Annotated in this window: 18 protein-coding genes; 2 read left to right on the forward strand and 16 right to left on the reverse strand. The window is 44.2% G+C overall.

Annotated elements, in window-relative coordinates; genetic code table 11:
• Window positions 1-25: 25 nt before the first annotated feature.
• From DRB05_RS16220 to ccmA, 10 genes are read right to left on the reverse strand one after another with little or no spacing between them, the layout of a single operon-like run.
• Entirely contained in the window at window positions 26-757 is a 732-nt protein-coding gene (locus tag DRB05_RS16220) for a VacJ family lipoprotein (RefSeq protein ID WP_010369071.1), read from the reverse strand.
• Complete coding sequence (ccmI, locus tag DRB05_RS16225; RefSeq protein ID WP_128727853.1) at window positions 758-2,041, reverse strand: c-type cytochrome biogenesis protein CcmI; 1,284 nt, start codon at window positions 2,039-2,041, stop codon at window positions 758-760.
• Window positions 2,038-2,502, reverse strand: a complete 465-nt coding sequence (locus DRB05_RS16230) for a cytochrome c-type biogenesis protein (RefSeq protein WP_128727854.1) — start codon at window positions 2,500-2,502, stop codon at window positions 2,038-2,040. The genes ccmI and DRB05_RS16230 overlap by 4 nt, the downstream gene beginning before the upstream one ends.
• Complete coding sequence (locus DRB05_RS16235) at window positions 2,499-3,071, reverse strand: redoxin family protein (RefSeq protein ID WP_128727855.1); 573 nt, start codon at window positions 3,069-3,071, stop codon at window positions 2,499-2,501. The genes DRB05_RS16230 and DRB05_RS16235 overlap by 4 nt, the downstream gene beginning before the upstream one ends.
• Before the next feature lies 1 nt (window position 3,072).
• Window positions 3,073-5,031 carry a heme lyase CcmF/NrfE family subunit gene (locus DRB05_RS16240; RefSeq protein ID WP_128727856.1) on the reverse strand — a complete coding sequence of 653 codons (1,959 nt, stop codon included), beginning with the start codon at window positions 5,029-5,031 and terminating at the stop codon, window positions 3,073-3,075.
• Between the two features lies 1 nt (window position 5,032).
• Window positions 5,033-5,512 (reverse strand): cytochrome c maturation protein CcmE, encoded by a 480-nt coding sequence (gene ccmE, locus DRB05_RS16245; protein ID WP_128727857.1) that lies wholly within the window; start codon window positions 5,510-5,512, stop codon window positions 5,033-5,035.
• Window positions 5,509-5,712, reverse strand: coding sequence for a heme exporter protein CcmD (gene ccmD / locus DRB05_RS16250; protein ID WP_099030292.1), 204 nt, complete (start codon window positions 5,710-5,712; stop codon window positions 5,509-5,511). Before ccmD ends, ccmE begins: the two co-directional genes overlap by 4 nt.
• Window positions 5,713-5,714: 2 nt before the next feature.
• Window positions 5,715-6,452 carry a heme ABC transporter permease gene (locus DRB05_RS16255; RefSeq protein ID WP_010369087.1) on the reverse strand — a complete coding sequence of 246 codons (738 nt, stop codon included), beginning with the start codon at window positions 6,450-6,452 and terminating at the stop codon, window positions 5,715-5,717.
• Between the two features lies 1 nt (window position 6,453).
• Window positions 6,454-7,140: a heme exporter protein CcmB gene (gene ccmB / locus DRB05_RS16260; RefSeq protein ID WP_010606377.1), complete on the reverse strand. Its 687-nt coding sequence runs from the start codon at window positions 7,138-7,140 to the stop codon at window positions 6,454-6,456.
• Window positions 7,140-7,763: a cytochrome c biogenesis heme-transporting ATPase CcmA gene (ccmA, locus tag DRB05_RS16265; RefSeq protein ID WP_081489968.1), complete on the reverse strand. Its 624-nt coding sequence runs from the start codon at window positions 7,761-7,763 to the stop codon at window positions 7,140-7,142. The genes ccmB and ccmA overlap by 1 nt, the downstream gene beginning before the upstream one ends.
• A 103-nt stretch (window positions 7,764-7,866) precedes the next feature.
• Between ccmA and DRB05_RS16270 the strand changes: the two genes are divergently transcribed.
• Window positions 7,867-10,320: a flagellar hook-length control protein FliK gene (locus tag DRB05_RS16270; protein WP_128727858.1), complete on the forward strand. Its 2,454-nt coding sequence runs from the start codon at window positions 7,867-7,869 to the stop codon at window positions 10,318-10,320.
• A 5-nt stretch (window positions 10,321-10,325) separates the two neighbouring features.
• Window positions 10,326-10,622, forward strand: a complete 297-nt coding sequence (locus tag DRB05_RS16275) for an EscU/YscU/HrcU family type III secretion system export apparatus switch protein (protein ID WP_010369096.1) — start codon at window positions 10,326-10,328, stop codon at window positions 10,620-10,622.
• Window positions 10,623-10,655: 33 nt separating this feature from the next.
• On the opposite strand, the gene DRB05_RS16280 is transcribed toward DRB05_RS16275, so the two are convergent.
• From DRB05_RS16280 to DRB05_RS16305, 6 genes are all read right to left on the reverse strand, one after another.
• Window positions 10,656-11,087, reverse strand: coding sequence for a DUF2802 domain-containing protein (locus tag DRB05_RS16280; RefSeq protein WP_128727859.1), 432 nt, complete (start codon window positions 11,085-11,087; stop codon window positions 10,656-10,658).
• Complete coding sequence (locus tag DRB05_RS16285; protein WP_102056492.1) at window positions 11,088-11,585, reverse strand: chemotaxis protein CheW; 498 nt, start codon at window positions 11,583-11,585, stop codon at window positions 11,088-11,090.
• A gap of 24 nt (window positions 11,586-11,609) precedes the next feature.
• Window positions 11,610-12,371 (reverse strand): chemotaxis protein CheW, encoded by a 762-nt coding sequence (locus DRB05_RS16290; RefSeq protein WP_128727860.1) that lies wholly within the window; start codon window positions 12,369-12,371, stop codon window positions 11,610-11,612.
• 8 nt (window positions 12,372-12,379) lie between these two features.
• The gene (locus DRB05_RS16295; protein ID WP_010369100.1) at window positions 12,380-13,150 is read right to left on the reverse strand and encodes a ParA family protein; all 771 of its coding nucleotides are present in this window, start codon (window positions 13,148-13,150) and stop codon (window positions 12,380-12,382) included.
• Window positions 13,151-13,277: 127 nt separating this feature from the next.
• Window positions 13,278-14,423, reverse strand: a complete 1,146-nt coding sequence (locus DRB05_RS16300; protein ID WP_128727861.1) for a chemotaxis response regulator protein-glutamate methylesterase — start codon at window positions 14,421-14,423, stop codon at window positions 13,278-13,280.
• A gap of 75 nt (window positions 14,424-14,498) precedes the next feature.
• Window positions 14,499-16,724: a chemotaxis protein CheA gene (locus DRB05_RS16305; RefSeq protein ID WP_128727862.1), complete on the reverse strand. Its 2,226-nt coding sequence runs from the start codon at window positions 16,722-16,724 to the stop codon at window positions 14,499-14,501.
• Window positions 16,725-16,731 lie beyond the last annotated feature (7 nt).

A 16,731-nucleotide genomic window follows, 5' to 3' on the forward strand; every position in this document is an offset into this window, starting at 1 on the left:
AGGTCGGCGATGGCCGACCTTATTTTTACAAGTTCTCTAAAAAGTTCTCATCAAAATCATCAGGCTCTTCTTCTATTGGCGGGTTACCATCGAATAGCTCATACAACTGACGTTGATAATAGACATCCTTTAAAAAAGTGTACGGATCAAGCGACTCATTTAGCAGCTTTTCCTGTGACATCAAAGCCGCTCTTGCCTCAACTGCGCGAAGTGCAAATACTAATACAGTCTGAGGCGTTGTGAGTGCGATTTCTGGTAACACAAAGTTATCGACCACATCACCCGTTAAATTCCTCGCTGTTGTCGGCCCCATACCAGGGATCATAATATACGCACCATCACCAACGCCCCATACCCCCAAAGTTTGGCCAAAGTCTTCATCTTTTAGCTCAAGACCTAGGGTTTTCGCGACATCAAATAGACCAAAAATACCAACGGTAGAGTTGACTAAGAAGCGAGCAACATTGATTGCCATATGGTCAGGCTTGCCCTGCAGCGCCGCGTTTACCGCATCGGTTGGCGCGGCGATATTGGTGGTGAAATTAACAACACTACTGCGTACCGGAGCGGGAGTCACCGCAACATACCCTTTAGCAACAGGGCGTAAAATATAGGCATCCAGCACATCCATGTTGAAATCATAGAGTGGGCGGTTAAGTGATTGAAATGGATCTCGTGGATCCTTTTTCTCTTCGGGTACTTGCGCACAACCGACAATGGTCAGCGCAAGTAAGCCCGTAAGCACGGCTTTAAGCATTTAATTCCCTGTATTTGTTAAGACACGACTAATCTCGACAGTGAGCTGATTTTCGCCCTGTTGAAGCTCAATTACGCTTGAAACACCCTCAAGTTCTCCATCTGAAGGCATTACTGAACCATCATTAGAAATACGAGCAGTGACCGTAATTTGAGAAAATTTCGACAAGGTTAATTCAGGCATCATTGCCATACTATCATCTAGATTTACTGTCATTGGCAAGTTAAAGTTTGTAATTTTAGCTACCGCCAATGGCATTGCGGGTCCTTCAGCAGCTTTTGCAAAAACGAACAATGTACTGTTTTTAGGAATATTATTCTGTAGCTCTGCTGAAATAGTTACCGTAGCGACAATACTGGCGTTAGCAGCCACAGTCTCTTCAGAATATTGACCTAGCTGTTGGTCGATTTCCGCAATCCGTCCTGCGATCATTTCATAACGCGGATCGTCTTGAGCCAATTGCGACAACAAGACTTCAAATGCGGCTTTCGATTCTTTCCAATCTTGGCGTTCATAAGCAATTAGCGCTAACAAACTTATCGCATCAACATTAGTCGGATCATTCTTAAGCACTTTTGATAACATTTTTGCCGCGCGATTCATACTAGGCTCTGAACCCTCTATCAATAACACTTGGCTATAGTTCACTAAGACATTATTGTTATTAGGCTGCATCACAAGGGCTTTATCAAAAGCCTGCATTGCCATCTCAAAATCATTGAGTGACATTGCAACACGACCAAGTAACATCCATGCCACTGCATCATCGCCAGCAGTTGCTAGTTTGGTTCTTAGTCCCAGTGCAAATGCTTGTAATTCATTAGCGCTCAGCGGCTCACCCGTTTGCATTACTGCGCGCTCACCATACTCAGGTAACTTTTCAATGGCTTCATTCCAACTCGCAATTTGCCTATGGTTCCCCGTGTAGTAGTAAAAAACCCCGGTTACTAGCACCATAAAGGCAATACCCGTCAACGCCAAAACACGGTTGTCTCCGCGACTCGTCAATGATTGTTCAGGCGATAACTCATTCAATAAGCGACGCTTTAACTCAATCAAAGATTCATTATAACTGTCTTTTTCGATACGCTGATTAGCAAGCTCTTCTGCTAACTCTTCCAAACGCTGATGATAAATATCGATACGCTCGGCATTTGCGTCGTGATCAACCGTGATACGTTTTTCCTTTTTTATAAACGGAAAAACCACAAAGAGACCGGCAAATATGCCCAGCAGAAGAAACAAAAACCACATTTGGGTTAAATCTGTCGAGAATTCGCTCACTGCTCACGCTCCTGACGTTGATATTGGTTAATGAGCTCAGCCAGCTTTTGTTCGTCCGCTGCATTCCAATCTTGCTTTTTCGCAGCACGTTTTTGACGAAATACAATAAAGCCGAAGCCTAAAATAATGATTGCCACTGGCAGTACCCAAAGCACGATTGTTGCAGGCGTAACAGGTGGTTGATAATGAACGAAATAGCCATAGCGGTCGATCATATAATCAATAACCTCTTGCTTAGACTGACCTTCATTAACCAATGCAATGACTTTATCACGCAGATCTTTGGCAACGACAGCATCTGAATCTGCAATGTTTTGGTTCTGGCATTTCGGGCAACGTAGCTCATGTGTCAGCTCTCGGAAAGTCTGCTCACGTTCCGCTGTAGCAAAGTTATATTTGTCTTCCGTTGCTTGTGCTGCTGCGGTAATCATCATTAAAAGCAAAACAATTACATATTTCATTGCGTTAACTCCTGATAGATTGCCGCAAACTTAGTGCGCCACACGCGTTCATTGATATCGCCAGTATGATGCAACAAAATCTTACCTTGCTTATCTACCAAAAAAGTCTCTGGCGCGCCTGAAACCCCTAAATCCAGCGCTAATGTACGCTCCAAGTCGAGAATATTAAACTGGTATGGGTTACCTGCACGACTCAGCATATTATTGACATCTTGTCTTAGTGCATTGATATCAAACTGGTCGCCAAAATCTGGGTCATAAGCCTGCTCGTAATACAGACCAATTATTTTCACTCCGCGCTCTCTAAGCTCAGTTAAATAACCCAGCTCAGCGATGCACGTTGGGCACCAAGTGCCCCATACGTTCATTAAGTAGACTTCACCCTTGAGCGAGTCGGCCGTCCAGATTTTATCACTATCCATTAGATCGGGTAATGAAAACTCAGGCATAGTATGCCCTAAACGGCCTGTCTGAAGTTCTCTTGGATTACCGAATAGTCCTTGATATAGAAACACACAAAGAAAAATAAATATCAAAAAAGGCACTAAACCTAATAACTTACGGTTCATGTTAAGCCTCCACTTGAGATGATTTTTTCACGCGGCTGCGGTAGCGTTTATCCGCAAGCACAATGAAGCCGGCAAAAGAGATGAGTAGCCCACCAAGCCACATCCAACGCACGTAGGGTTTGTGATAAATCCTCAGTGACCAAGCACCCGCAGAAAGCGGCTCGCCTAGAGCAAGATATAAGTCACGGAAGAAGCCATCATCAATCGCGGCTTCGGTCATAAACTGCATCCCTATATCATAGCGGCGTTTTTCCGCGTATAACTCGACAACCTTGTTACCATTTTTGAATACCGTCACTACGCCTGCATGCCCACCATAATTCGGGCCTCGAATTTCTTTTACGCCATCAAAGCGATATTCGTACTCGTTTAGCTTCGCCGTTTCACCGGGTTTCATGCTTACAGAGCGTTCAACAGAGTATGCGGAAGTTAACGTCACCGACGCGATAACAAAGGCAATACCTACGTGCCCGAGCACCATTGCCCAATAGCTCAGCCCTAGCTTTTTAAAACCGATTGCTACACTTGGGTGAACGGTCACTTTATTAAATAAGTCAGCGGCAGTAGCCACACTTATCCACACAGCTAAAGCGGTCGCAACAAATGTCAGTGGTGCCACCACTTCATAGCTTGAGTACAACCAGGTCGCTGTGAGCACTAAACTAACCGCAATCAACACAGCCCACTTTTTCACCAGCGGCGGCATCTTATTTTGTTTCCAACGCAACATAGGCGCTAAACCCAGCAGAATCGCGAACGGAACGATTAATATCGCAAACATTTGATTAAAGAAAGGTACGCCAATAGAAATAGAGCCTAAACCCAGCTCTTTGTGGATCATAGGCAATAACGTGCCCAATAATACAATCAAGGTCGCAACCACTAAGAAGATATTGTTGATCCACAGCGCCACTTCACGCGAAATGAATTGATAACGCCCTTCGCTATACACTTGAGCTACGCGCATTGCGTATAGTGCTAAACTACCACCTACAACCACTGCCAAGAAGGAGAGGATATATAAACCACGGTCAGGATCGGTTGCAAACGCATGCACCGAAACGATAATGCCTGAGCGAACGATAAAGGTGCCAAGTAAGCATAAACTAAATGCAGTGATAGCAAGTAGCACTGTCCAAGACTTAAACACACCACGCTTTTCTGTTACTGCGAGTGAATGCAATAAAGCGGTTGCAACAAGCCAAGGCATCAGTGAAGCGTTCTCTACTGGATCCCAGAACCACCAACCGCCCCAGCCTAGCTCTGAGTACGCCCACCAACTGCCAATGGTAATGCCTAGCGTAAGAAAGCCCCATGCAGCCATTGTCCAAGGACGTGACCATTTAGCCCAAGTGTTATCAAGTTTACCGGTTAAAAGCGCAGCAATTGCAAAAGAGAAAGACACGGATAAGCCCACATAACCCATGTAAAGGAGTGGCGGATGAATGATCATGCCAGGGTCTTGCAGCAATGGGTTTAAATCACGCCCTTCAACAGGAAAGTAAGGAAGCAAACGTTCAAACGGGCTCGACATCCAAAGGGTATAAAGCATAAAGCCCACACCTAAAAAGCCGAGTACACCTAGCACACGCGCTCGCAATACCCATGGTAACGATTTTGACATCACCGCAACCAACATGGTCCACATGGATTGCATCACCAACCATAGTAAGATTGCACCTTCATGCCCTCCCCAAGTTGAAGTGATTTTATAATACCAAGGCAAGGTACTACTCGAATGATGTGCCACATATTCAACTGTGAAGTCATCCATTAATGTGATGTAGATCAGCACCAAAAATGAAAACACCACGAGAATACACTGACCCACAGCCAGTGAAGGGGCGGCTTTCATCAGCCTTAAATTACCAGTGTAAGCACCCCACAATGGGAAAATACACAATAATAAGCTCAATGCCATCGCCAGAACTAAGGCGAAGTAACCTATTTCTGGGACCATCTTAGTTCTCGCTGTTTAAATTATATTTTGGCTTTTCGTGCTTAATGCCTTTCACGGCTTCTGCCACTTCTGATGGCATATACTCTTCATCGTGTTTGGCTAGCACTTCAAACGCTTCAACTACATTAGACTCAACTAACGTCCCTTGTGCTACGATACCTTGGCCTTCACGGAACAGATCAGGAAGAATGCCTTTATAACGAATAGTAACCATAGGACCGGTGTCGATAAGTTTAAATGACACATCTAAAGACGTTTCATCACGCACCACGGAACCTGGCACAACCATACCACCAATACGCAATTTCTGGCCTATCTGCGGTATTTCTTTTAACTCACCTTTACCTTCAACAAGCTCGCTCGGCGTGTAAAACAGATTAATATTTTCTTGTAGTGCGTAAAGCGTAAGCCCAACCGCCGCGCCAATACCAAAGATAACGGCTATAACTGTGAATAATCTTTTTTTGCGTCTAGGATTCATGCTTGCGACTCCTCTTTTGCTTTTTTAATGCGTGCTTCTCTTGCCATTTGCGCTTTAACTGCTTGCTTTAGCTTCTTACCATCCAAGATAGAGCCGACTAAAATACCAGCAAGTATTAACGCACATGAGCCAAATGAGAGCCAAACATAAAAGCCATAGCCACCCATGGCTAAAAATTCACTGAAGGATTCAAACTGCATGATTAACCCCTATTCACTAATTCGCGGACCCAAGGACGGTGTTGCTCGCTTCGTAAAATTTCATTTTTCAAACGAATTAGCGTAACCACGCCAAGCACACCTGCAAACGCCACTATGTTGATAAGCAAAGGCCACAACATGGAAGGATCAATCGCTGAAGTATCAAATTTGGTGATAGTTGACCCCTGATGCAGCGTATTCCACCATTCTACTGAGAAATGAATAATAGGCAGATTAACAACCCCGACAATGGCAAGGATACAGGCAGCTCGACCACCTGATTTTTTATCTTCAAAAGCGTGATATAGAGATAAAACACCAAAGTACAAAAACAATAGGATAAGCTCTGAAGTCAATCTTGCATCCCAGACCCACCAAGCGCCCCACATAGGTTTACCCCAAGCAGCACCAGTGATTAACGCAATCGCGGTCATTGCCGCACCAATTGGCGCAATGGCGATTACCGCCAGTTCAGCATTTCGAATTTGCCATACCAAGGCAACAATAGCTGCAATAGCCATAGAAGAGTATGCACCCATCGACCAAATAGCCGATGGCACATGAATAAAGATAATACGATAGCTATCTTTTTGTTGGTAGTCGGCTGGCGCATAGGCTAACCCCCAAACCCATCCAACAATTAAGCCCACTACCGCAATCACGGCAAAGTAAGGAAGCAAGGTGTTACACAGTTGGTAAGCACGCTCCGCTTTGGCATAAGGATGTAACCACTTCCACATTTTAACTTACACTCACTCTTAAAGCTGACGATATGGCAATTGGTGCGGCGACAATTGCGACGGCAAGCATCGCACCAAGGATTGCAAGTTGACCACCATACGCTAAAGACATGCTACTGGTATCTATGGCGGACGTTGCAAAAATCAATACGGGGATATAAAGCGGAAGGACGAGTAAACTCATTAAAATGCCACCCTTTTGCAATGCAACGGTGAGTCCTGCGCCAATAGCCCCAATAAAACTTAATAACGGTGTACCTATCAGTAAGGTCAATACAGTCGCATTAAGAGACTGCGACTCGAGATTCATTAACAGCGCGAACAAGGGCGCAAGCACCACCATTGGCAAACCACTGACTGTCCAATGCGCTGCTACTTTTGCTAATACTGATAGCGATAAAGGATAAGGTGAAGCAATCAATTGCTCTAATGAGCCGTCGTTGTAATCGTCCCTAAATAATTTATCTAGACCTAACATAGTCGATAAAAGCGCCGCTACCCAAATAATACCCGGTGCCATTCTGGTAAGCAGCGCAGGTTCGGGTCCAATTGCTAACGGAAATAAGGTGATCACGATTAAGAAAAACAACAGCGGATTGACTATCTCAGCGCGTTGTCTAAAAGCCAAGGTCACATCTTTGGCATAAACCGATTTAAAAGCTAACCAATAAGAATGTTGAGTCTGCATTACAAACGGTACTCCAACGCCAAAGTTTGTAACTGTGCAAAGTGTGCGGTGAGATCTTGGTGGGTCGTCAATAAAATGGCGCCCCCCTTGTCGAGATGAGACTGAAATTGGGTTTGCAACATGGCGACCCCTTTTTTGTCCAGCGCAGTAAATGGTTCATCTAGCACCCAAAGCTTGGCTTGATTTAGCCACAAACGTACTAACGCTACACGGCGCTGCTGACCCGCAGATAACGTTCGCACAGGTACATCTTCAAGTCCGATTAAGCCGAGCTTAGCAAGCAGTGTATAAACTTCTTCTTCATCTGCCTGAGCGCCGTGAACCATAAGCCAATGTTGGACATTTTCGTAGGCACTAAGTTGTTGATTGACACCTGTCTTATGACCAATAAATAATAAATCGGCTGCGAATGAATCATAATCATCACGGATATCAGTGCTGTTGTAGCGGATCTGCCCTTCGTCCGCTCTAGCGAATCCAGCAATGATCCTCAACAAAGAGGTTTTTCCGGCACCATTTGGGCCTTCAATTTGCATGATCTGCCCCGCATGGAGAGTGAAACTTAATGAGTCAAACAAGCATCTATCTTGTTTGGTACAAGTGACGGCGTCTATCTCTAGCAAACTTGGGCTTCTCTTTACCTAAAATTGGGCGTTAGTCTAACATAATGGTATGGTAATACGAATAATCCGATGCGACCGATTAGCGAAAATTTGATTTAAAATAATGAATAAGCTGCCAATTACGACAAATACGACGACAGCATCTGTGATAAGCACAGATAATAGCGAAGTATCGAGATTAGACTTAGCCAAAAACCAACCGTTTGCAGCAAAGAATATCCAAATTAGTAACGATAAACTAAAAATGGATGTGGCAATTGATGGCCGCTGGCAAACTATCCAACTTGCGCTTAAGCCTCCAACTCAGCCCAATCAGCTTCCAGAAGCACAGGTTAGTATCGATGAAACTGGCAAGGTGGTCACCTTTCAAACGCCCAAATTACAAGCGCAAGTAATGCTGACAAAACAGCTTTTTGATATTTTAACGACGCTAAAGACGCATACGCCAAGCCCAGTAGTACAGTCTTCAGCAACCACGTTGCCAGACACCACATTACACATCAAGGCGCTTGATTTAAAAGTACCGCTTCCACAAGCCGTGGCACAATTGCTCGCAAGTGAAAACAAACTCATTGCGCATCTTAGTGCTCAACAAAGTAATGTTTCCTTGCAAGTCGTCAATCAATTTAAAGACTTGCTGTTTAGTACAGCTTTACCTAAGTCAATGATTGCAAAACTTATCTCTAGTCAACTTAGCAGCGTTGAGATAAAACCGCAGCCAAGTGGATTAACACTTAAAATTAATGACCGTCCTGTAATCTTATCGCCAATTAGCAGTAACTGGCCGGCTGCCACCACATGGCAAAAGGGCGAAGTAAAAGCGGCTTTCAATGGAATTGATATCACTAAACCTGCGCAGCAAGTAAAAGTAGAAACCATAAAGCCGCTTAGCACTTTGCTGCAACAGGTAAGCGCGGTTAGTAAGGAAGCCCCATCACAGCTTGAGTCACGCTTAGCATCAGTACATACGCTGGCGTATGACAAACCGTTAATAGAAGTCAATCTGCAACAAATTAAGTCAACGGTAGTAAAAGCGTTGCAAGTCCTGATCGGAAGACCTTTTGGGAAGCCACTCACAAATCAGCTCAATCAATCCGCGAACTCTCCGCTAAAAAACGACCAAAGTGATATATCGAAGCGTTCGGCCTCAAGATTATTTGCGCAAAGTGAGATAGTGAGTGCTCACAACGAGAATAAACCAAGCACGCCACTACAACAACTCACAAACCAAATAAAACTGAATCTTACAGAGCTGATGGCAAAGCAACCGTTACCACTGCAAAAAAGTCACGTACCTTTGCAAAGCGAAAAGTTAGCCAACTCTATTGCTCACTATTTACAACACCAGCTCGCAGCGACACCAAAATATCAAGCGCCACCAGTCGATTTTGAGGTGAAACAAAAGGCTCTGTCCTTATTATTGGACACCCTCACAGGTAAACAATCGCTTAACAATAAGCAAACTGAACAGCTGACACAAGTCTTAGAGCGGCCGCTTTATCGTAAAGCGAGCTCTACACCTGTAGATTCTGCTAAAATATTCCAATTGCAATCTACACAATCACAAGGCAAGCAAATAACCGCTACACCTTCCCCAGTACCACAGCCTACCAGCAATCAAATTAAAGGGATTATTGAAGCCCTGCTTGCACTGCCCATGGCTAAGGCCGAACAAAAAAAAGAAAACACACAAAATATACTACACCAAGCTTCTGCAACTATTGAAAGGCTCGCAAAAGCAGAAACATTCAAACAGACGCCTGAGTTACAGAAATTAGTCAACCAAGCATTTACGCGTTTGCTTGATGAGCGCTCGGTCAACGCGATTACCATTAAAAACCAGTTAGAAAGCCAACTGGGCATGGCAACCTTTGCCAACACGCCAACAAGTTTAACTCAATCGAGCTTTACACAAATGTTAGACCGTTTAATTGTGTCACTATTAGGTAGTCAGGTGGCAAACCTAGCTCAGAGTAATGATCAAGCAACACAAAAAATACAAGCTTTGCTGGATGCACTGCTACCGCAGCTGAAGTTGCTCTCTCCCAAGCAAACAGCAGACGCGTTACAACAGCCACAAGCAAAAGAGCTGTTAAACGAATTGGGGCAATTACATAACCAATTACAACCGCAACAATCACACACTACAGCGACCAACTCTACCAAACAAGACAGCGAAGCGCAGTTGATTGTTAACCTGCTCTTCCCCACTAAAGTAGGACAAGAGCAACAGCAAACACAATTACAAATAGGTGAATATAAAAAGTCGCCAAAACCTGGCATGCCAGAGAAATCTGTGTGGTTTATTCGTCTTTGTTTTGATTTTGCAGAAAAAGGTCAGATCCATGCCCAAGCAGAGCTGATGGATAAAGCCCTAGAATGCGCGTTGGTAGCCACTTCTAATCAGGTCAAGAAGCTCGCAGAACCACATTTGGCAACGCTCAGGCATAAGTTAGCATCACATGGGCTGCAAGTCGCTGAGATAGGCCTTAGGGAAGAAGCCAGCTTTCAAGATAAGTTCTTTAATGAACACGCAATTATCAACATTAAGGTGTAAAAGAGATGACACAAAAATCTGCTATTGGACTGTTATATGAAGCTGGAAGCGCACCTCAGGTTACCTTTAAAGGATATGGCGAGCTGGCAGAGGAAATTATTGCGCTGGCAAAAGAGAAAAACATCATGATCCATGAAGATGAATCATTAGCACAAACACTTAGTGCGCTTGAGTTACACCAAGAAATCCCAAGGGAGCTCTACTATGTGATTGCTGAACTCATCGCCTTTTCTTACATTATGCGTGGTAAATTTCCACCTGGCTGGGAAGGTTTTCGTGGCAAGCTAGATATAAAGGCATAGCCAAAATTTTCTAGCTTGCTACTTTCTAGACGATTATTTTGATTTGTTATGTAAAGACATGAGCAGCTCTGCTTCTGCTCTTGGCAACTCACACTCGCGCATCACCTCTTCAATATCAGCGCCAAGTTCCACCATTTTCACGGCGCGAGAATACATTTTTGCGTCGGGGTCATCATATTTTTGTGCTGCTTGCTGATTCGCAACATCATTTAATTCTTGCTCGGTTGCGACCACCCGCTTACCAATACTCATGATACTGGCGCGTAACTCTGCAACTTCGCTACGTAATATTGCTATTTGTTGCTCAGCCCCTTTTAGTGAGCTCGAAAGTTGCGCTGTTTGGCCCTGCGCATTCTGTAGTTTTTTACCCATCACAAAAACAAACCTCAAGCATACTAATGCAAGTATGCTTGAGGTTATTGATATGACGAGTAAAACGGTTTGTGCGTTTACTACTTCAGACATCTAGATATGACTCAGCTCATCCCATTCATCATCGTTTAATAGCTTATTAAGATCGACTAAGATCAATAGCTCGCCTTCTCGATTTGATACGCCTTGGATAAACTTAGCGCTTTCTTCTGTGCCAATGTTTGGCGCGCTGTCAATTTCCGAGCTACGTAAGTAAACCACCTCAGCAACGCTATCGACTAATATACCAATAACTTGTTTCTCGGCTTCGATAATCACAATTCTTGAATTATCCGTGACTTCTGCACTTTGCAGGCCAAACCTAGCTCGCGTGTCTATAACCGTTACAACGTTACCACGCAGATTAATGATCCCCAGCACGTAGCTTGGTGCACCTGGGACTGGTGCAATTTCGGTATAACGCAATACTTCTTGCACTTGCATTACATTGATACCGTAAGTTTCCTCTTCAAGCTTGTAAGTAACCCATTGCAATACTTCATCATTACTATCAGCATTTTTGTCTGCAGAAAGTAGTCTATCTTGGCTCATGGTTTCACTCCATCAATATACTAGTTACTGCTCTCGACTATCGAGGCCTTGTTCTAGCAAACGGTTTAAATTCTCTACATCAATCAGTGCGCACATTTTTTCTTTAATCACCCCAGCCAACCAAGGACGTTTACCATCTGCTGTGCGCCACTTTATGTCTTCAGGCTTGAGTGTTAGGTTGTTGACTAGTTTTTCAGCTAACAGTCCCCAGTTACTATCCCCAAGCGTAATCAAATACTGGTAATCCAGAGCATCTTCTAATTCTGGTGTTAATTTTTCAGGCATTACCCATCGCGCAGTATCAACAACATTGAGCTTTTCTTCACGATTTAGCATGACGCCTTTGAACCATTTAGGTTTACCAAAGAGTTGATTGACTTCGCCCAGTTGGTGTATTCCCCCGAGTGATTTCAGCGGAACCGCCAGTGTCAAGCCTGCCACTTCAAAAAACAATGCTTGGAATTCACCTTCTTGATAGGCATCCCTTGCCGAGACGGATTCTATCGTTGCCTGTTCTTTGATAATAGATGTATTTTCAGTGACTTCAAGATCTTGAGCTAATTTACTCGATTGTTCTTCAATAACATCACTTACCTGTTCCTGAGGCTCGATTGCCACCACAGCTGGGGGTTCTGTCGTTTCTAGCTCTGGTTCTGGCTCTTTTACTTGCTCAAGCAGCTTTGCAACCGGCGATAATTCGCATTGTTCAATCTCTGGTTCCTCTTGTAACAGGGCGCCAAGATACTGCTTCATCACCTTTTCATTTGCAAATAAATGCTTACTCATTATGTTCTCTAGCTTAACTGCTTTAGGTAGTCCAATAGTGCACGATACGCAAATACGCCTCGCGATTTAGGACAAAACTGTACTGGGACCTGCTGTGCAAGGCTCGCATCCCTAAACTTGGTATCTACGGGCACCACGCCTGGCCAAACGGCCTCTTTGTATGTTGCCAGCAACGTTTTATACGCCTCCAACGACGCTTTGGTCCGTTTATCATACATTGTTGGAATAATGGTGTATTGATACTGCTTCTGCTGTGAAGACTGCATTAGCTCCATCGTGCGCATCATTCTATCTAGTCCCTTCAACGCCAAAAATTCAGTTTGAACCGGTACTAAAATTCGCTCACTCGCTGCTAGCGCATTGACCATCAACACACCAAGTACGGGTGGACAGTCTAAAATAGCATAATCATATTGATCCGCTATTTTTTCGAGCGATTTCTTTAAGATAAGCCCCATACCCGTTTTATTACCCATACTACGATCGAGCGTAGCAATGGCCATAGTGGCAGGCAAAATATCAAGATTTTCAATAGTTGATGGGCAAAGAGACTGTAAAATTTCTTCACTCGTCATACTGCTGCCGCGTGCAAAAATATCATACACACTGACTTCTAGCTCTTCAGAATCAATACCAAAGTAATATGTCAGTGAAGCATGAGGATCGGTATCAATAAGCAAAACTCGGTGACCTTGTTCAGCAAGAATGCCTCCTAAGCTTACCGTCGTCGTGGTTTTACCCACGCCACCTTTTTGATTTGCTACTGTCCAAATTTTCACTCTATATTCCTTCGCTTATCACTATTGATTTCGTTCAATAGATACTATACCAACTCAGTGTTATTTATTCTTTTTAGACGTTTGATATTTACAAGCTTCAAGCAAAGCAACCAAGTAATAGCTTAGTCTATTGGTTACCTGCTTCTTTATTAATTCTCGCAGCAAAGTCTTGTAGGGCGATACTATCCGAAGAAAGTCCAGCGCCGGCGACTGCTTGAGGCATGCCGTACACAACACAAGTCGCTTCATCTTGCGCCCAAATAGTGGCCCCCACCTGCTTTAGCATACGAGCGCCATCTCGGCCATCTGCGCCCATTCCCGTTAAGACAATTGCTAACGTGTCGCTGCCATAAGCTTTTGCAACACTCGCAAATGTCACATCAACGCTAGGTTTGTAGGTGATCCGTGGGCTATCATCCTCAAACACTTTAAGTGTCTTACTACCACCGCGACTTTCAACCAGCATTTGCTTACCACCTGGGGCTAAATAGGCCACGCCAGGCATTAATCTATCCCCTTGTTCCGCCTCTTTAACTTTAATCTGGCATAAGCTATTTAATCTTGCTGCAAACGCAGGCGTAAACGCGGCAGGCATATGCTGGATAAGTAAAATTGGATGAGGGAAGTTCGCAGGCAACTGCGTCAATATCGTTTGCAGCGCAACGGGTCCACCTGTTGACGTGCCAATTGCAACCAATCCATATCTTTTACCCGACGCTCTAACACTTGCGGTATTCGACGTGCCACCAGATACCGGTCTCTGAAAACTTCTATCCGGTTGAGGGATCGTTGCTCTTCCTGTGTCAGTGCGAGTTGCTCTAGGTTCGACTCGCTTAGGTGGAGTCGTGATACTAGGGCGAGTAAAGCGGCTAACACGGCGACGGCCTATTTCCTTAACTTTATTTTGTAATGATTTAATTGCCTCTTCGCTATTACGAGCGATGTCTTCAAACTTTTTCGGTAAGAAATCAACGGCGCCAGCATCCAGTGCATCTAACGTAGCACTCGCGCCCTCACGAGTAAGCGAAGAAAACATTAAGATTGGGGTCGGTGTAGCCTGCATGATCTGCTTCACCGCACTGATCCCATCAAGCACAGGCATTTCTACGTCCATAGTAATTACGTCTGGACGCAATGAAGCGGCTTTTTCAACCGCTTCCTTGCCATTAACAGCGAAATCTATAACCTTGATTTCATTGTCTTTTTCTAAAATTTCACTGACTCGACGACGAAAAAAACTTGAGTCGTCTACGACTAACACTTTAACTGCCATTGGCAACGCTCTTTTATTTTGCTCTACAGCAGAACAGCAAATGCTGCTCTAGAATTCGAACTACGCCTAATAAAATTAGGCGTAGTGTTTTAATAAGTTGGGAACATCAAGGATTAGCGCAATGCCACCATCGGATGTGATAGTAGCACCGGCCATACCTGGTGTACCTTGTAACAATGCATCTAATGGTTTTATTACAACTTCCTCTTGACCTATCAGAGAATCGACCACAAAACCGACTTGCTTGGTACCAATTTGCGCAATGACGACATGGCCTTCCGCCTTTCTCATGCTCCTGTTGGCACCTTTCACTAACCAATGCTCAAGATAAAACAGCGGGATCGCTTTTTCTCTCACGATGATAGTCAGTTGACCATCAACCACATTCGTTTTAGTCAAATCTAAATGGAATATCTCGTTCACACCAGCAAGTGGTAACGCAAATGTTTGCTCACCCACTACCACCATCAAGGTAGGCAAGATAGCCAATGTAAGCGGTACTTTTATCTCTAATACGGTACCAACACCCAGTTCTGATTGGATATTTACCGAGCCATTCAATTGCGTGATCTTCGTTTTAACAACGTCCATCCCGACACCACGGCCTGAAATGTCTGAAATTTGTTCTTTCGTTGAAAAACCTGGTGCAAAGATCAGATTATAGGCTTCAGTATCAGACAATCTGCTCGCTTGGTCAGAATCAATAACTCCCTTATTGATAGCTATTTTCTTGAGCTTTTCAGGATCCATACCGGCACCATCATCACGAATGGTAAGAAGTATATGATCTCCTTCTTGTGATGCAGATAAGGTAACGGTTCCCATTCTTGCTTTGCCCGAAGCTTCACGTACATCAGGCATTTCAATACCATGATCCACTGAGTTTCTAACCAAGTGAACTAATGGATCTGCAAGCGCTTCAACAAGATTCTTATCTAAATCTGTCTCTTCACCTTGTAAAACTAAGTTGATCTCTTTTTTCAAGCTTCGTGCAAGATCTCGTACAACTCGAGGGAAACGGCCAAAAACCTTTTTGATTGGCTGCATCCGCGTTTTCATCACGGCGCCCTGTAAGTCTGCGGTCACTACATCTAAGTTTGAAATGGCTTTCCCCATGGTTTCGCTATTGGTGTTATTGGCTAAGCTAACCAATCGATTACGAACCAACACCAATTCACCAACCATATTCATGATTTCATCAAGACGTTTAGTATCAACTCGAACTGTAGTCTCAGCTTGCGCAGCAGGTTTCTTTGCAGCTGCAGGTGCTGAGGCTTTTGCAGCGTCAGGCTCTTTTTGTGGTGTAGGAGCTGCAGGCTTAATTTCCGCTTTAGGCGCAGGCTTCGGGGCTGGTTTCGGCGCTGGCGCAGCTTTAACTGGCTCAGGTTGAACAGGTTTACTCTCTGACGCTTTTGCGGGCGACTCATCCACTGCTTTAGGTGCACTCCCTTTACCGTGCAGCTCGTCAAGCAAAGCTTCAAATTCATCATCAGTGATTTCTTCATCACCAGCAGGCGCATTCCCCCCGTCGGTTGAAGTTTGCTTAGCTTCAGATTCACTGGCTTGCGAAGTCACCGGGTCTTCTGTATTTGGTGCACTACCAAATTTACCAACACCATGGAGTTCATCTAAAAGGTTATCGAATTCATCATCAGTGATGTCACCATCATCCGAGGTTGACACAGTTTCAGTTTTAGTCGCTGGAACTACAGCGGGACCATTACCAGCGCCATGTAATTCATCTAGCAGATTTTCAAACTCTTCTTCCGTTATCTCATCAATGCCTGAACTACTATCAGTATCTGAGCCAACATCTGCATCGAATAAAATATCATCTGCATTTAAATCCGGCACCAAAGGTTCTGGCTCAGAAACAGGTTCGTCAATCACCTCATTGACTTCGTCTTCAGAAGCGGGCTGGCTAAGTTTGTGGAGTGTTTCAAGCAACACAGGATCAGCAGCTTCTGGCTCCTCCCGGTTTTGAATACAAGCGAACATTTCGTTGATAGTATCCAAAGATTGCAAAATAACATCCATCAATTCCGAAGTTACTTTTCGCTGTCCTTGTCGTAATACATCAAACACGTTCTCCGCACCGTGACAGGCATCAACCAGTTCAGTCATACCGAGAAAACCAGCCCCACCTTTTACGGTATGGAAGCCACGGAAAATCGCGTTAAGAAGTTCTTTATCTTCAGGATTATTTTCTAGTTCAACAAGCTGTTCAGATAACAGTTCTAATATTTCACCTGCTTCAACTAGAAAGTCCTGCAAGATATCTTCATCGACTTCAAAGCTCATACACACT

The sequence above is a fragment of the Pseudoalteromonas sp. A757 genome, assembly GCF_004103285.1.
Classification (GTDB): domain Bacteria; phylum Pseudomonadota; class Gammaproteobacteria; order Enterobacterales; family Alteromonadaceae; genus Pseudoalteromonas; species Pseudoalteromonas galatheae.

Coding starts and splice junctions, on each gene's coding strand:
- DRB05_RS16290 (WP_128727860.1), bottom strand. CDS start 12,371: ATGAGTAAGCATTTATTTGCAAATGAAAAGGTGATGAAGCAGTATCTT.
- DRB05_RS16240 (WP_128727856.1), bottom strand. CDS start 5,031: ATGGTCCCAGAAATAGGTTACTTCGCCTTAGTTCTGGCGATGGCATTG.
- DRB05_RS16255 (WP_010369087.1), bottom strand. CDS start 6,452: ATGTGGAAGTGGTTACATCCTTATGCCAAAGCGGAGCGTGCTTACCAA.
- DRB05_RS16285 (WP_102056492.1), bottom strand. CDS start 11,585: ATGAGCCAAGATAGACTACTTTCTGCAGACAAAAATGCTGATAGTAAT.
- DRB05_RS16230 (WP_128727854.1), bottom strand. CDS start 2,502: ATGAAATATGTAATTGTTTTGCTTTTAATGATGATTACCGCAGCAGCA.
- DRB05_RS16300 (WP_128727861.1), bottom strand. CDS start 14,423: ATGGCAGTTAAAGTGTTAGTCGTAGACGACTCAAGTTTTTTTCGTCGT.
- DRB05_RS16275 (WP_010369096.1), top strand. CDS start 10,326: ATGACACAAAAATCTGCTATTGGACTGTTATATGAAGCTGGAAGCGCA.
- DRB05_RS16270 (WP_128727858.1), top strand. CDS start 7,867: ATGAATAAGCTGCCAATTACGACAAATACGACGACAGCATCTGTGATA.
- ccmE (WP_128727857.1), bottom strand. CDS start 5,512: ATGAATCCTAGACGCAAAAAAAGATTATTCACAGTTATAGCCGTTATC.
- DRB05_RS16220 (WP_010369071.1), bottom strand. CDS start 757: ATGCTTAAAGCCGTGCTTACGGGCTTACTTGCGCTGACCATTGTCGGT.
- ccmD (WP_099030292.1), bottom strand. CDS start 5,712: ATGCAGTTTGAATCCTTCAGTGAATTTTTAGCCATGGGTGGCTATGGC.
- DRB05_RS16280 (WP_128727859.1), bottom strand. CDS start 11,087: ATGTCTGAAGTAGTAAACGCACAAACCGTTTTACTCGTCATATCAATA.
- DRB05_RS16235 (WP_128727855.1), bottom strand. CDS start 3,071: ATGAACCGTAAGTTATTAGGTTTAGTGCCTTTTTTGATATTTATTTTT.
- ccmB (WP_010606377.1), bottom strand. CDS start 7,140: ATGCAGACTCAACATTCTTATTGGTTAGCTTTTAAATCGGTTTATGCC.
- DRB05_RS16305 (WP_128727862.1), bottom strand. CDS start 16,724: ATGAGCTTTGAAGTCGATGAAGATATCTTGCAGGACTTTCTAGTTGAA.